Here is a 15,701-nt window from a genome sequence, read left to right as displayed (position 1 = left end):
TAAATACCTATTCTTAGGCTGCACATGCTAACATATCCAAATAAGATCGATAACGATAATTAATTTCATTATCATGGAAGTTCGTATGTCTGGTTCTGTTGCCGTGACACGCGCCATTGCCGTGCCCGGATTGCTGTTATTACTGATTATCGCGACGGCATTAAGCCTGCTCATTGGAGCAAAATCACTCCCCGCTTCCGTAGTGCTGGAGGCCCTCTCCGGCACCTGCCAAAGCGCCGACTGCACCATCGTGCTCGACGCGCGACTGCCGCGTACCCTTGCCGGTTTACTGGCAGGCGGCGCGCTTGGCCTTGCCGGGGCGTTAATGCAAACCCTCACCCGAAACCCACTTGCCGACCCCGGCTTGCTTGGCGTGAACGCCGGAGCCAGCTTTGCCATTGTGCTGGGCGCGGCGCTGTTTGGTTACTCATCCGCGCAGGAACAACTGGCGATGGCCTTCGCCGGGGCGCTGGTGGCCTCGTTGATTGTTGCCTTTACCGGCAGCCAGGGCGGCGGGCAGTTAAGTCCGGTGCGTTTAACCCTGGCGGGCGTGGCACTGGCGGCAGTGCTGGAAGGACTGACCAGCGGCATCGCCCTGCTTAATCCCGACGTCTACGATCAACTGCGTTTCTGGCAAGCCGGTTCGCTGGATATCCGTAATTTACACACCTTAAAAGTGGTGCTGATCCCGGTGCTGATCGCCGGAGCAACTGCGCTATTACTGAGCCGCGCGCTGAACAGTTTAAGCCTTGGCAGTGACACCGCGACGGCGCTGGGCAGTCGCGTAGCACGCACACAGTTGATTGGGCTGCTGGCGATTACCGTGCTTTGTGGTAGTGCGACGGCGGTAGTTGGCCCGATTGCCTTTATTGGCCTGATGATGCCGCATATGGCGCGCTGGCTGGTAGGTGCCGATCATCGCTGGTCGCTGCCCGTCACGCTGCTCGCCACACCTACCCTGCTGCTGTTTGCCGATATTATCGGGCGGGTGATTGTTCCCGGCGAACTGCGCGTTTCTGTAGTCAGTGCCTTTATTGGCGCACCAGTGCTGATCTTCCTTGTACGACGTAAAACGCGAGGTGGCGCATGATTTACGTCTCTCGTCGATTAATTATCACCTGTCTGCTGTTGCTAATAGCCTGTGTGATGGCAAGCGTGTGGGGATTACGCAGCGGTGCCGTCACGCTGGAAACCTCGCAGGTATTTGCCGCGCTGATGGGTGACGCACCGCGCAGTATGACAATGGTGGTCACCGAATGGCGTTTACCGCGGGTACTAATGGCGCTGTTGATTGGTGCGGCGTTGGGCGTCAGCGGCGCGATTTTTCAGTCGTTGATGCGTAACCCGCTCGGCAGCCCTGATGTAATGGGCTTTAACACCGGAGCGTGGAGCGGCGTGCTGGTGGCGATGGTGCTGTTTGGTCAGGACCTGACGGCTATCGCGCTGGCAGCAATGGCGGGCGGCATTGTCACTTCACTGCTGGTCTGGCTGCTTGCCTGGCGTAACGGTATCGACACCTTTCGGTTGATTATTATCGGCATCGGTGTTCGCGCCATGCTGGTGGCCTTTAATACCTGGCTGTTGCTGAAAGCGTCATTAGAAACGGCGCTAACAGCGGGTTTGTGGAATGCCGGATCGCTCAATGGCCTGACGTGGGCAAAAACCTCGCCCTCCGCGCCCATCATTATATTGATGCTAATTGCCGCCGCCTTACTGGTAAGGCGGATGCGCTTGCTGGAGATGGGTGATGACACCGCGTGTGCGTTAGGCGTCAGCGTCGAACGTTCACGGCTGTTAATGATGCTGGTCGCCGTAGTACTTACCGCAGCTGCCACTGCCCTGGCGGGGCCGATTTCCTTTATTGCTTTAGTCGCGCCACACATTGCCCGCCGCATCAGCGGCACCGCTCGCTGGGGTCTAACCCAGGCAGCGCTGTGCGGTGCGCTGTTACTGCTGGCAGCCGATCTCTGTGCTCAACAACTGTTTATGCCGTATCAACTTCCGGTTGGCGTCGTTACCGTCAGCCTCGGCGGTATTTATCTTATCGTCTTGTTAATTCAGGAGTCTCGCAAAAAATGACCGAATCAGTAGCCCGTTTGCGCGGCGAACAGTTAACCCTCGGATATGGCAAATATACCGTTGCGGAAAATCTGACTGTAGAAATTCCTGATGGTCACTTCACAGCGATTATCGGGCCAAATGGCTGCGGTAAATCCACGTTACTGCGTACCTTAAGCCGCCTGATGACGCCTGCTCACGGGCATGTCTGGCTGGATGGCGAGCACATTCAACATTACGCCAGTAAAGAGGTCGCACGCCGGATTGGTCTGCTGGCGCAAAACGCTACCACGCCAGGAGATATCACCGTGCAGGAGTTGGTAGCGCGCGGGCGTTACCCGCATCAACCGCTGTTTACCCGCTGGCGTAAAGAAGATGAAGAAGCGGTAACGAAAGCGATGCAGGCCACAGGAATAACTCATCTGGCAAATCAAAGCGTTGATACCCTCTCCGGTGGGCAACGTCAGCGAGCGTGGATCGCGATGGTGCTGGCCCAGGAAACGGCAATTATGCTACTCGACGAACCCACCACCTGGCTGGATATCAGTCATCAGATTGATTTGCTGGAATTGTTAAGCGAACTGAACCGCGAGAAAGGCTATACCCTGGCGGCGGTACTGCACGATCTTAATCAGGCCTGTCGGTACGCTAGCCATTTGATTGCATTACGTGAAGGGAAAATTGTCGCTCAAGGAGCACCAAAAGAGATAGTCACTGCTGAACTGATTGAGCGTATTTATGGTTTGCGTTGCATGATCATTGACGATCCGGTAGCCGGAACTCCGCTTGTGGTGCCGCTCGGACGAACGGCACCTTCAACCGCGAAGATTTAAACTAAGTGGTCTGCCATCATGGCATCCTGTTTTCTGGATGCCATGGCATGGCGCAACAGCACGCTACCACAAGCCACCATACCGCCGATCAACGCAGAAAGGATCACGATAATCGCCTTACCCGGACCATCTTTTTTTACCGGTAATGACGGACGCAACTGATATTTAAACGGCGTAAAATTCACATCGTTGACATTTGTTTTTGTTAATTGCTCGACTAGATACTGACGATTACGTAATTCACCATTCAGCTCCGCAACGTCAGTGACCGCTTTTTCAATTTCCAGTTTACGTTCAATACCGTCTGCGCCGAGAGAAATAGAAAAGTCGGGGTCATCTTTAACTGCCTGACCATTGCTATAAACGGGCTTTTTAATTCCTGCCGCGTTGGCAATGTCGAGTGAATAATTGAGGCGCTGAATGTTTGCATCAAGTTGGTTTTTCGTTTTAATGCGATCCTGAGCCAGTTTTTCTTTTTCAAACTGGGTTTTGATTTCCAGTTTATTACGGACGTTTTCTAGCGACTCTTTCACCACCAACGCAGAGATATAATCGATATACCCGCTCAAAACGGTCTGCGCCTCTTCACTGGTTGGCGCGGTGAAACTTAGCGTCCAGGAGGTATACAGTGACGGTTCATCTTTTTTCTTACTGGCATTGTCATCAACCGCTTTCATTTTTTCGCTCAATGCGACGATAGCGCGATGCAAATCCAGTTCGTCGATTTTCGCCTCTTTTAATTGGTCCATCACATAAGGTGATGAGCGCAGGTACTCTTCCAGTAAGCTAATAGACTGAAACTTCTTGATAAATAGATTAAATGCTCCATTACGATCGAGATTAACATCAAGATCCAGAACGCGCAGTTTAGTAAAGTTTTTCTCGAGGTCCTGCCACTGAATAGCCTCTGCGGGAGTAATGACGGCAGAGCTAGTCCATTTTTGCGGCAGGATGAAAGAGATCAGCAATCCTGTGCAGGCAAACGCAAAAACGACCGCCATGACCGTTTTTTTTGCCCGCCATAAAACGTCGATTAGATTAAGTAAATCAATTTCATTATTACTGGGCGACGCCAGAGGATACTCGGGAAAATGAGCGTCACTTCCCTGTTTAATATTCAGTGATGACATGCGGTATAACCTGAAATGGGTCCAATAAGAGTAAATCTCCACGGCCCCCACTTTACCAGTTGGTGAGATTTATCCGAAGCTGAAGTTTGTAAATTCCTCCCACTGAATGCAACATTCACTCTATTTCAGAGAAATACCCGTTAAATTGATAAATTAAATAAATAATAAACCCATAATCATTTATTGTAATTATGGGTTTATAGATAATATAAATTTACTTATTTAGCGTCGCACGAATAATTGGCCCTATTTTTTCAAACGCCATCGGCGAGATAATATCCACATGCGCGCAATCATGACGATAGATATCCAGCTCCGCAATCCATGGTGCCCAGGCCCGTTCGGGAGTCATCCCCTCCTGAAGCGTGCGTTCGGCAACAAACAGCGTCGCTTTTCCATCAAACGGAACACTATGGGCAGTGGTCAACAAGCGCACTGCATCAGCGTAGTTACCTTCAATGGTTGTAAACAGCTCCGTTGAAGTATTTCCCTGCTGTGCCGCCAGGAAAGCTTCACGTTCGCGGTTAATCTCCGCCAACACTTCCGGGTCCAGACCATTAGCTTCTTTTTCCTGCCAGTTCTGCGTTTCTGGCGGCCAGGTATCCAGCAAGCCAAGAAATGCCACCTGTTCGCCACGCGCACGCAGCCGTGCCGCAATCCCCTGCGCCAGCGTACCGCCCAGCGAATACCCCAGCAGGTAATAAGGGCCGTGCGGTTGTTGTTCAAGTAACGTTGCCAGATGCGCTTCGCAGACTTCATCCAGGTTTGCCGCCGTCTGCATGGGGCCATGAGGGCGCGGAGACTGGATGCCAATAATCGACCATTGAGGATCGAGATAACGCGAGAGCACGCTAAACTGCCAGGCAAAACCAGATGCTGGATGGAAACAAAACAGCGTCGGGCCATTACCTTCACGCAACGGCAGGATGGTTTCAAATCCCATGCGCTGGGTGCTGTCTTCTTCACCATCAATAACCGTTGCCAGTTTGGCAACGGTTGACGCGACCATCACCTGCCCCGGCGTCACCTGACGGGCAAACTGTCGACTGAGTTGTGCTGCCAGTTTCATTGCCAGTAGCGAATGACCGCCAAGCGCGAAGAAATCAGCGTCAGCATCCTGCACGTCACAACCCAGCAATGACGAGAACGCCGCGGCGATCATCGTTTCACTGCCCACTTTCGGCGCACGCCCCGGCACTTGTGCCTTCAGTTCCGGCAACGGTAAGGCTTTGCGATCCAGCTTACCGTTGGCGCTAAGTGGTAACTGTGGCAGTTGCAGTAGAACCACGGGCACCATATGCGGAGGCAATTTTTCGCGCAGCTGCGCCTGCAATGCGCTGGTATCCAGCGGCAGGCCCGATTGCGACACCAGATAGCCCACCAGTTGACGCGCATCCCCCCCGGTGGCTGCCGCCTGATTAATCACACAAGCGTGGGTAACTGCTTGCTCGACATCCGGCAGCGCCTGCATCACACGATCGATTTCGCCCAGTTCAATCCGCTGACCACGAATTTTTAGCTGATCATCACTACGCCCGAGATACTCCACCGCGCCGTTATCCAGCCAGCGGGCAACATCTCCGGTACGGTACATGCGTTCACCTGGCGCGAAAGGATCGGCAATAAAGCGGCTGGCTGTCAGATCGGGTCGTCCAAGATACCCCTGCGCCAGTTGAATACCGGTGAGATAGAGATCGCCTGCCACACCCGGCGGCACCGGATGCATCATCGCATCGAGAATGCGCAGGCCCGTGTTCCACACCGGGTAGCCAATCGGCACACTGCTGCCGCGTACCGCTGCAAGTTCAGCACCAAAGGCTGGATACCAGCTCACATCCACCGCTGCTTCCGTCGGGCCATAAAGATTATGTAACGGCGCGCCGGTTAACTGCTGCCATTCGCGACATAAATCGGCTGGTAAGGCTTCTCCGCTACAGAAAACCTGTTTCAACGTCGCGCAACTCTGGCGAGCGGTTTCCGGCGTCAACGAAGCAACAAACGCCGCCAGCATCGACGGTACAAAATGCGTGGTCGTTACGCCATATTCAGCAAAGAATTGCTGCATAGCGAGCGGATCGCGGTGCGCTTCCGGTTCGGCCATCACCAGTTTCGCCCCAGCAATAAACGGCCAGAAAAACTCCCACACCGAGACATCAAAACTGCACGGCGTTTTTTGGGCAACAACATCTTCGCCTGTGAGCGGGTAGTGGTTTTGCATCCATAATAGGCGGTTAACGATAGCCGTCTGCCCGACCATCACCCCTTTCGGCCTGCCAGTGGAACCGGAGGTAAAGATGATATAAGCCGTGTGGTGCGGTTGTGAAAGTTGCAGCGGCGCACTGCCCTGCGGTGTAAGCGGGGCGTTATAGCAAAGACTGGTTAAATTGGGGATATCGCTAAAGCGCGGCAGTTGATCATCGGTGGTGATTAACAGTGACGGACACGCATCTTCCAGCATCATTTTCAGGCGATCGTCCGGATAGCCCGTATCCAGCGGTAGCCAGGCCGCACCTGCTTCAACTATCGCATGTAGCGCCATAGTCAAAAAGACCGAGCGCGGTAGTGCCACCGCTACGCTGTCGCCAGGTTTAACGCCGCGCTCACGCAGCAGATTCGCCAGCGCCACCACCTGCTCGCGCATTTCCCGATAACTGAACTGGTAACGCACATCTGCCAGTGCCGGAGCATCCGGCGTTTTTGCCGCCTGTTCTGCCACCAGCGCGCTCAGTGTGGTTTCTGGAATCTCAACCTGAGTGGCGTTGATCTGCGCCAGCTGTGCATACTCTTCTGGCAGCATAATATCGACATCGCCGCACAACCGCGCCGGATCCGCGGCAAACTGCGCCGTCAGCATTTTCAGCCGTTCAGCATGCTTGATTAACGTTGGCTCATCGTAACGCTGTTTATTGGCGAGGATCTCAATACTCAAATCACCGTTTTCATCCGGGAAAAGGGCCAGTTCAAGGTCATTAACCGGACCGGTTGCCAGGGTATGGGTTTGCGCCTGTACCCCCGGAATATCTAACTGATAATCAAATACTTTAATATTGAGCACCGGACCGAACAGCGGTTCCTCTCCCGCCGCGCGCCCGCTGTCACGGACAATTTGTTCGGCATCGTAACGTTGATGACGACGCATTTTTTTCAGTTGAGCGGCCAGTCGGGATGCCAGTTGCGGCAATGTTTCTTGTGCCTCAATGTGAATACCCAACGGCAACACGTTGAGCACAGGTCCGGTAGCCGTCAGCGCAGCTGAGCCCAGTCGACGCATAAAGATAAATCCGGCGGCATAGTCCATGTGGTTGCACAATCGCCCCAGCCACAAAGCCGCCAGCGCAAGGGCTATATCGGTACGTTGTACACCTGAAAGTTGCGTAGCCAACTGGCGGAATTCCCCGCCGTTAAATTCCAGTTTCAGACGCAAAATATCTGCCGAGGCGCTGCGCCCAGGTAAAGGGGCTGGAGAAAGTGACGCGGGCGGTGGTAGTTGACGACGTTGCTCCGCCCAGAATGCCGCATCACGCTGCCAGGCTTCGCTTTCGCGATACTGCTGGTACTCTTCCACGACATCAGCGAAAGGCGTAAACGGCGAAGCCGGTGTTGGTTCGCCACGCATCCATGCACAGTAAATGTTGGCGATCTGGCGGGTAATGACCGGGAAACTGAAGCCATCGACCAGCAAATGGTGGTAACGCTGATACCAGTACCAGCGGTTATCTGCCACCTGTATCAGTTGATGAAAAACCAGAGGTTTACCGCTATCGACGCGCAGATCTTGTTGCAAATCCGCCTGCATTAATGCCTGCGCAGTACCGTGCGGATCAATGTTGGTTCGCAGGTCGATAATTTCTGGCAGTTCGAACGTCAGCGCATCATCGACCCATTGCCAGACTTCGCCGTTATCTTCCGTAAAACGCATCCGCAGCGTATCTGCTTGCGCTAATCCGGCAACCACCGCGCGAGCCAGTAATGGCGCATCAACATCTCCGGTTAACTCAACGTAATGCGCCACGCTCCAGGCGGAGGGTAAATCCGACAGTTTTTCTGCCATCCAGATGCCGGGCTGTGCGGCAACTAAAGGTAAATGCTGGCTCATTGCGCCTCCTGCTGCTGGATGAAATTCGCCGGTGTCAGAGTACGCCAGTGGGCGTCCAGCCACTGCTGGCAGGACGCCTGTGACTGCGGCTGACACACAACATCCCAGCCTGCCGGTAAGGCGCACTGTTGCGGCCACAGACTGAATTGCCCCTGCGCATTGCGTAAAATGTAAAACACGCCCTGCGGATCATCGAAGGGATTACTGAATGCCATATTCAACTCCTGTCATGGAAAAGTGGTTGCCAGAGGTCGATTAGCCCCTGCATCAAGCCACCGCGCCAACAAAGCGCATCATGTCCGCCGTCAACCTGACGCCAGAAAATGGATTCTTTTAGGGGGGGTAATTGCGCATACAGCGCCTGATTGGCCCGCATAATCATCGGCTCGCGAAGACCCGCTTCCAGCACAATGCGCAGACCTTCGGCGCTAACTTCACCAGCTTTGAGCTGTTCAAGTAACATGCCCTCTTGCTGACCGCTCCGGTGCGGCCACCAGTACGATCCCGACTGGCTTAATACACAGCCAAAGCGTTCAGGCCAGTGCAGTCCGGCATACAGCGCGGAAAGCCCACCAAAACTCTGCCCGGCGACCACAGTACGATCGGCGCGATCGCTAAAGGGGGCGATAGTTTTCACCTGGGGTAATAACTCTTGCTGTACTGCCAGCCAGAAATCCGCATTACATGGCAGTTCGTGGGCACGTTGCGTGGTGTCGATAGCGTCGATCAACACGTACACGGCGGGAGGAAGTTGCTGACGATGGGTCAACGAAGTCAGCGCAGGCCAGACGGGCATACTCTGCGCCCAAAATTCGCCATCAAGTAAAACTGCCAGCGGACGTTCTTCTGCTGTTGCATCGCCGGTGGTAAAAATCCATACACGGCGTGAATTTTTCAACCGTTCACTTTTCCAGATAATTTCTTTGGCAGGCGTTTCTGGCGCTTGCGGACAATCCCATCCTGGTTGCAGGGGCGCTTGCGGCATTTCGAGTGCAGAAACAGCGTGCCCTCGCCCGCCTTTCCAGCTTTGTGGATTCAGCGGATCGGCTATCGCCAGGGGTAATAGTTTTCGCCAGCCTTCGCGCAATTCGAGGCGATCAGGTGATGGAGCAGAAAAAATGTCATCACGTTCGGTAGGAATAAAACAGTAGCTGCCGCGCCAGTTGGCATTGAGTTGTGTCGTCCACTGCCAGACATCGGTCCCTGCAATTCGCTGCATCGACTGGGGCTGGCTGTTCTGATGGTGATCGGTCACGCCAGTGATATAGACCCATACGCGCTTTATCGTCGAGTGGTCTTCAGAACCTTGTGGATCACGCCACCAGAAAGTGACCTGATACATTTCGTCATTCAGACGCTGACATTCCGGGCCATGTTTCGACTGCCACCAGCTCTCACTTCCTACTTTTAACGCCGTCACACCATAACCCCATGTTTACTGTGCAATTTTTCATTGATTGCAGAAATATATTGATAATATTATTGATAACTATTTGCATTTGCAATAGCGTAATGGCGCGCCGTGGGAAGCGCGGACATTAATTAACCAACTGCACTGCGTGTCTTTCAGGATCAAAGGTTTTCGCGGTAGCGGGATACGTCGTATTGATGACGACTACGCCCGACAGTTGCAATTCGTGGCAAAAATGCAGGAATAAAACAATGAACAAGAAGATTCATTCCCTGGCCTTGTTGGTCAATCTGGGGATTTATGGGGTAGCGCAGGCACAAGAGCCAACCGATACTCCTGTTTCACATGACGATACTATTGTCGTTACCGCCGCCGAGCAGAACTTGCAGGCGCCAGGCGTTTCGACCATCACCGCAGATGAAATCCGCAAAAACCCGGTTGCCCGCGATGTATCGGAGATCATTCGTACCATGCCTGGCGTTAACCTGACAGGTAACTCCACTAGTGGTCAGCGTGGTAATAACCGCCAGATTGATATTCGCGGCATGGGTCCGGAAAACACGCTGATTTTGATTGACGGTAAGCCTGTCAGCAGCCGTAACTCGGTGCGTCAGGGCTGGCGTGGCGAGCGTGATACCCGTGGTGATACCTCCTGGGTGCCGCCTGAAATGATTGAACGTATTGAAGTTCTGCGTGGTCCGGCAGCTGCGCGTTATGGCAACGGCGCGGCGGGCGGCGTGGTTAACATCATTACCAAAAAAGGCAGCGGCGAGTGGCACGGCTCCTGGGATGCTTATTTCAATGCGCCAGAGCATAAAGAGGAAGGTGCCACCAAACGCACCAATTTCAGCTTGACCGGTCCGCTGGGCGACCAATTCAGCTTCCGTTTATATGGCAACCTCGACAAAACTCAGGCTGATGCGTGGGATATTAACCAGGGCCATCAGTCAGCGCGTGCCGGAACGTATGCCACGACGTTACCAGCCGGGCGCGAAGGGGTGATCAACAAAGATATCAATGGCGTGGTGCGTTGGGACTTCGCCCCTATGCAATCACTCGAACTTGAAGCGGGCTACAGCCGCCAGGGTAACCTGTATGCAGGTGATACCCAAAACACCAACTCCGATTCCTATACGCGCTCGAAATATGGCGATGAAACCAACCGCCTGTATCGCCAGAACTACTCGCTGACCTGGAACGGTGGCTGGGATAACGGCGTGACCACCAGCAATTGGGTGCAGTACGAACACACCCGTAACTCGCGTATACCGGAAGGTTTGGCGGGCGGCACCGAAGGGAAATTTAACGAAAAAGCGACACAAGATTTCGTCGATATCGATCTTGATGACGTGATGTTGCACAGCGAAGTTAACCTGCCGATTGATTTCCTCGTTAACCAGACGCTGACGCTGGGGACTGAGTGGAATCAGCAGCGGATGAAGGACTTAAATTCCAACACCCAGGCGCTGACCGGAACGAATACCGGCGGTGCTATTGATGGTGTGAGTGCCACCGACCGTAGCCCATATTCAAAGGCAGAAATTTTCTCGCTATTTGCCGAAAACAACATGGAGCTGACTGACAGCACCATCGTAACGCCGGGGCTGCGTTTCGATCATCACAGCATTGTCGGCAATAACTGGAGTCCGGCGCTGAATATATCGCAAGGTTTAGGCGATGACTTCACGCTGAAAATGGGCATCGCCCGTGCTTATAAAGCGCCGAGCCTGTACCAGACTAACCCGAACTACATTCTCTACAGTAAAGGTCAGGGCTGCTATGCCAGCGCGGGCGGCTGCTATTTGCAGGGTAACGACGACCTGAAAGCGGAAACCAGTATCAACAAAGAGATTGGGCTGGAGTTCAAACGCGACGGCTGGCTGGCTGGCGTCACCTGGTTCCGTAACGATTATCGCAATAAGATTGAAGCGGGCTATGTGGCTGTAGGGCAAAACGCAGTCGGCACCGATCTCTATCAGTGGGATAACGTGCCGAAAGCGGTGGTTGAAGGTCTGGAAGGATCGTTAAACGTACCGGTTAGCGAAACGGTGATGTGGACCAACAACATCACTTATATGCTGAAGAGTGAAAACAAAACTACGGGCGACCGTTTATCGATCATCCCGGAATATACGTTGAACTCAACGCTGAGCTGGCAGGCACGGGAAGATTTGTCGATGCAAACGACCTTCACCTGGTACGGCAAGCAGCAGCCGAAGAAGTACAACTATAAAGGTCAGCCAGCGGTTGGCCCGGAAACCAAAGAAATCAGTCCGTACAGCATTGTGGGTCTGAGCGCGACCTGGGATGTGACGAAGAATGTCAGTCTGACCGGCGGCGTGGACAACCTGTTCGACAAACGTTTGTGGCGTGCGGGTAATGCCCAGACCACGGGCGATCTGGCAGGAGCCAACTATATCGCCGGTGCCGGGGCGTATACCTATAACGAGCCGGGACGTACATGGTATATGAGCATTAATACGCACTTCTGATGCTAACGTCAGATTGTTGACAAAGTGCGCGTCGTTCATGCCGGATGCGGCGTGAACGCCTTATCCGGCCTACAAAAATTTTGCCAATTCAATATATTGCAGGATAGTGTAGGCCTGATAAGCGTAGCGCATCAGGCAGTTTTGCGTTTGTCATCAGTCTCTAATATGGTCGACATGAAAACTACGCATACCTCCCTCCCCTTTGCCGGACATACGCTGCATTTTGTTGAGTTCGATCCGGTGAGTTTTCGCGAGCAGGATTTACTCTGGCTGCCACACTACGCACAACTGCAACACGCTGGACGTAAACGTAAAACAGAGCATTTAGCCGGACGGATCGCTGCTGTTTACGCCTTGCGGGAATATGGCTATAAATGTGTGCCCGCAATCGGCGAGCTACGCCAACCTGTGTGGCCTGCGGAGGTATACGGCAGTATTAGCCACTGCGGGACTACGGCATTAGCCGTGGTATCTCGTCAACCGATTGGCATTGATATCGAAGAGATTTTCTCTGTACAAACCGCAAGAGAATTGACAGACAACATTATTACACCAGCAGAACACGAGCGACTCGCAGAATGCGGTTTAACCTTTTCTCTGGCGCTGACACTGGCATTTTCCGCCAAAGAGAGCGCATTTAAGGCAAGCAAGATACAGGCCGCTCAAGGTTTTCTGGATTATCAGATAATTAGCTGGAATAAACAGCAGATCATCATTCGACTAGAGGATGAGCAGTTTGCTGTGCACTGGCAGATAAAAGAAAAAATAGTCATAACGCTGTGCCAACACGATTAATTGACAACATCTGGTACGATTCGCCCGCAGCCATCACTGACCACGGGCGAAAGTGTAAAGCAGGTGCCTTACCATCCTGACCTGACAACCGGATATGCGGGGATTGCTCCCCGCACAACGGCTACTTCTTCGGTTCGTAAGCGAGAACAGCCCTGAACTCAATATTACGTTCCTTTACGGTGAACTCACACAGCGAGTCGCCGACCAGAAGCGTAAATCCCAGCACTGTCAAACACAGCACTATGACTGCCACAAGGGCATATTTCGTCAGCATGTTTATATTGCCTCCATGCGAAGAAGGGACTACCATCCAAATTGTCTGGTTTGGAGTGGCGGCCCCAGGGTTGATAGAAATATCTCCTGGGGCTTCATCTTTCCAGACCTCAGAGTTAACCGGAAAGCTTCAGGCACCCGCCGTTATCTTACCCTTCCTTAGCAAAATGGCTGTTTATTTATACAGTAAATCCTGTTCCGGACTTTTCATTGGTATTATCGCCCATGCCAGTTAAACGAAATCGCCCGCAGCCATTGCTGACCGCGGGCGAAAATGTAAAGCAGGAGCCTTACCATCCTGACCTGACAACCGGATATGCGGGGATTACTCCCCGCACAACGGCTACTTCTTCGGTTCGTAAGCGAGAACAGCCCTGAACTCAATATTACGTTCCTTTACGGTAAACTCACACAGCGAGTCGCCGACCAGAAGTGTAAATCCCAGCACCGTTAAACACAGCACTATGACTGCCACAAGGGCATATTTCGTCAGCATGTTTATATTGCCTCCATGCGAAGAAGGGACTACCATCCGAGTTGTTGAGGTTCGGAGTGGCAGCCCCAGGGTTGATAGAAATATCTCCTGGGGCTTCATCTTTCCAGACCTCAGAGTAAACCTGAAACAGGAAAGCTTCAGGCACCCGCCGTTATCTTACCCTTCCTTAGCGAAATAGCTGTTTATTTATACAGTGAGTCCTGTTTCGGACTTCTGTTGGCAAAACTGATCATTGCCCTTAAAACGACATCGCCCGCAGCCATCACTGACCGCGGGCGAAAGTGTAAAACAGGTGCCTTACCACCCTGACCTGACAACCGGATATGCGGGAATTACTCCCCGCACAACGGCTACTTCTTCGGTTCGTAAGCGAGAACAGCCTTAAACTCAATATTACGTTCCTTCACCGTAAACTCACACAGCGAGTCTCCGACCAGAAGCGTAAATCCCAGCACCGTCAAACACAGCACTATGACTGCCACAAGGGCATATTTCGTCAGCATGTTTATATTGCCTCCATGCGAAGAAGGGACTACCATCCAAATTGTTCGGGTTTGGAGTGGCAGCCCCAGGGTTGATAGAAATATCTCCTGGGGCTTCATCTTTCCAGACCTCAGAGTAAACCTGAAACCGGAAAGCTTCAGGCACCCGCAGTCATCTTACCCTTCCTTAGCAAAATAGCTGTTTATTTATACAGTTGGTCTTATTTCGGACTTCTCACTACGCATTAGATCAACCGAAACTAAGCCAGTTTTTCCTTCGCCCCTCAATCATCAAAATTCTCCGCCGCCAGCCAGCTCTGCCATAACCTGGCACATTGCAAAGTAGCCAAACTTCTTCAGTCACAATCAGTTCACCATCACCAAAAAAAAACATTCCAGAACTTCCGCATCTCGCCCAGTCGCTCCCACTTCTATACTCAAATGAAAACGCCAACATAAGAGAAACCTATGCCAATACCCGATTTTCAAGTCTCTGAACCTTTTACCCTCGGTATTGAACTGGAAATGCAGGTGGTTAATCCGCTGGGCTATGACTTAAGCCAGGACTCTTCAACGCTGATTGACGCGGTTAAAAATCAGATCACTGCCGGGGAAGTAAAGCACGATATCACCGAAAGCATGCTGGAGCTGGCGACGGATGTTTGCCGTGATATCAACCAGGCTGCCGGGCAATTTTCAGCGATGCAGAAAGTCGTATTGCAGGCAGCCGCAGACCATCATCTGGAAATTTGCGGCGGTGGCACGCACCCGTTTCAGAAATGGCAGCGTCAGGAGGTATGCGATAACGAACGCTATCAACGAACGCTGGAAAACTTTGGTTATCTCATTCAGCAGGCGACCGTTTTTGGTCAGCATGTCCATGTTGGCTGCGCCAGTGGCGATGACGCCATTTATTTGCTGCACGGCCTGTCACGGTTTGTGCCGCACTTTATCGCCCTTTCCGCCGCGTCGCCATATATGCAAGGAACGGATACGCGTTTTGCCTCCTCAAGACCGAATATTTTTTCCGCCTTTCCCGACAATGGCCCAATGCCGTGGGTCAGTAACTGGCAACAATTTGAAGCCCTGTTTCGTTGTCTGAGTTACACCACGATGATCGACAGCATTAAAGATCTGCACTGGGATATTCGCCCCAGTCCTCATTTTGGCACGGTGGAGGTTCGGGTAATGGATACCCCGTTAACCCTTAGCCATGCGGTAAATATGGCAGGATTGATTCAGGCTACCGCCCACTGGTTACTGACGGAACGCCCGTTTAAACATCAGGAAAAAGATTACCTGCTGTATAAATTCAACCGCTTCCAGGCCTGCCGTTATGGGCTGGAAGGTGCCATTACCGATCCGCACACTGGCGATCGTCGGCCACTAACGGAAGACACCTTACGTTTACTGGAAAAAATCGCCCCTTCCGCAGATAAAATTGGCGCATCGAGCGCGATTGAGGCCCTGCATCGCCAGGTCGTCAGCGGTCTGAATGAAGCGCAGCTGATGCGTGATTTCGTCGCCGATGGCGGCTCGCTGATTGGACTGGTGAAAAAGCATTGTGAGATTTGGGCCGGAGAATAAGTCGGGAATTGCCTTACAGAAGAATATCCCTGACAATGGTGTTTTAAC

Annotated in this window: 13 protein-coding genes and 2 pseudogenes; 8 read left to right on the top strand and 7 right to left on the bottom strand. The window is 52.7% G+C overall.

Annotation, left to right across the window (positions count from 1 at the left end; all coding sequences use genetic code 11):
- Nucleotides 1-85: 85 nt before the first annotated feature.
- From fepD to fepC, 3 genes are read left to right on the top strand one after another with little or no spacing between them, the layout of a single operon-like run.
- Nucleotides 86-1,090 (top strand): Fe(3+)-siderophore ABC transporter permease, encoded by a 1,005-nt coding sequence (gene fepD / locus BEB54_RS17945; RefSeq protein WP_105277464.1) that lies wholly within the window; start codon nucleotides 86-88, stop codon nucleotides 1,088-1,090.
- Nucleotides 1,087-2,079, top strand: coding sequence for an iron-enterobactin ABC transporter permease (fepG, locus tag BEB54_RS17940; protein WP_105271874.1), 993 nt, complete (start codon nucleotides 1,087-1,089; stop codon nucleotides 2,077-2,079). Before fepD ends, fepG begins: the two co-directional genes overlap by 4 nt.
- Complete coding sequence (gene fepC, locus BEB54_RS17935) at nucleotides 2,076-2,891, top strand: iron-enterobactin ABC transporter ATP-binding protein (protein WP_039021062.1); 816 nt, start codon at nucleotides 2,076-2,078, stop codon at nucleotides 2,889-2,891. The genes fepG and fepC overlap by 4 nt, the downstream gene beginning before the upstream one ends.
- Here fepC and wzz(fepE) read toward each other — a convergent pair.
- The 4 genes from wzz(fepE) to fes form a co-directional block, all read right to left on the bottom strand.
- The gene (wzz(fepE), locus tag BEB54_RS17930) at nucleotides 2,888-4,021 is read right to left on the bottom strand and encodes an LPS O-antigen length regulator Wzz(fepE) (protein ID WP_105277463.1); all 1,134 of its coding nucleotides are present in this window, start codon (nucleotides 4,019-4,021) and stop codon (nucleotides 2,888-2,890) included. The genes fepC and wzz(fepE) overlap by 4 nt on opposite strands.
- A 214-nt stretch (nucleotides 4,022-4,235) precedes the next feature.
- Complete coding sequence (gene entF, locus BEB54_RS17925; protein ID WP_105277462.1) at nucleotides 4,236-8,117, bottom strand: enterobactin non-ribosomal peptide synthetase EntF; 3,882 nt, start codon at nucleotides 8,115-8,117, stop codon at nucleotides 4,236-4,238.
- Entirely contained in the window at nucleotides 8,114-8,332 is a 219-nt protein-coding gene (locus tag BEB54_RS17920) for an MbtH family protein (RefSeq protein ID WP_000885808.1), read from the bottom strand. Before BEB54_RS17920 ends, entF begins: the two co-directional genes overlap by 4 nt.
- 2 nt (nucleotides 8,333-8,334) lie before the next feature.
- Nucleotides 8,335-9,537 carry an enterochelin esterase gene (fes, locus tag BEB54_RS17915; RefSeq protein WP_105268416.1) on the bottom strand — a complete coding sequence of 401 codons (1,203 nt, stop codon included), beginning with the start codon at nucleotides 9,535-9,537 and terminating at the stop codon, nucleotides 8,335-8,337.
- A 242-nt stretch (nucleotides 9,538-9,779) separates the two neighbouring features.
- Between fes and fepA the strand changes: the two genes are divergently transcribed.
- The gene (gene fepA / locus BEB54_RS17910; RefSeq protein WP_105277461.1) at nucleotides 9,780-12,020 is read left to right on the top strand and encodes a siderophore enterobactin receptor FepA; all 2,241 of its coding nucleotides are present in this window, start codon (nucleotides 9,780-9,782) and stop codon (nucleotides 12,018-12,020) included.
- A gap of 174 nt (nucleotides 12,021-12,194) precedes the next feature.
- Complete coding sequence (gene entD / locus BEB54_RS17905; protein WP_077756944.1) at nucleotides 12,195-12,815, top strand: enterobactin synthase subunit EntD; 621 nt, start codon at nucleotides 12,195-12,197, stop codon at nucleotides 12,813-12,815.
- A 121-nt stretch (nucleotides 12,816-12,936) separates the two neighbouring features.
- Here the strand turns inward: entD and hokE (BEB54_RS17900) are convergent, their stop codons facing one another.
- On the bottom strand, nucleotides 12,937-13,089 hold the full coding sequence (hokE, locus tag BEB54_RS17900) for a type I toxin-antitoxin system toxin HokE (RefSeq protein WP_000956467.1): 153 nt from the start codon (nucleotides 13,087-13,089) through the stop codon (nucleotides 12,937-12,939).
- On the opposite strand from hokE (BEB54_RS17900), the pseudogene BEB54_RS29805 reads away from it, so the two are divergent.
- Nucleotides 13,058-13,324, top strand: a pseudogene (locus BEB54_RS29805) (hypothetical protein). The gene hokE (BEB54_RS17900) and the pseudogene BEB54_RS29805 sit on opposite strands and share 32 nt — an antisense overlap.
- 107 nt (nucleotides 13,325-13,431) lie before the next feature.
- Here the strand turns inward: BEB54_RS29805 and hokE (BEB54_RS17890) are convergent.
- Nucleotides 13,432-13,584 (bottom strand): type I toxin-antitoxin system toxin HokE, encoded by a 153-nt coding sequence (gene hokE, locus BEB54_RS17890; protein WP_000956467.1) that lies wholly within the window; start codon nucleotides 13,582-13,584, stop codon nucleotides 13,432-13,434.
- Nucleotides 13,585-13,934: 350 nt separating this feature from the next.
- Nucleotides 13,935-14,087: a type I toxin-antitoxin system toxin HokE gene (hokE, locus tag BEB54_RS17885; protein ID WP_000956465.1), complete on the bottom strand. Its 153-nt coding sequence runs from the start codon at nucleotides 14,085-14,087 to the stop codon at nucleotides 13,935-13,937.
- Between hokE (BEB54_RS17885) and BEB54_RS29800 the strand changes: the two are divergent.
- Both BEB54_RS29800 and BEB54_RS17870 read left to right on the top strand, forming a co-directional pair.
- Nucleotides 14,056-14,315, top strand: a pseudogene (locus tag BEB54_RS29800) (hypothetical protein). The gene hokE (BEB54_RS17885) and the pseudogene BEB54_RS29800 overlap by 32 nt on opposite strands.
- A 219-nt stretch (nucleotides 14,316-14,534) precedes the next feature.
- A complete protein-coding gene (locus BEB54_RS17870; protein WP_105277247.1) occupies nucleotides 14,535-15,653 on the top strand; it encodes a YbdK family carboxylate-amine ligase in 1,119 nt (372 codons plus the stop codon).
- Nucleotides 15,654-15,701: the final 48 nt, after the last annotated feature.

It is taken from the genome of Escherichia sp. MOD1-EC6021 (assembly GCF_002965245.1).
GTDB lineage: Bacteria > Pseudomonadota > Gammaproteobacteria > Enterobacterales > Enterobacteriaceae > Escherichia > Escherichia coli_F.
Note: the sequence above shows the minus strand (reverse complement) of the source record. Positions and strands in the feature narration are given on the sequence as shown.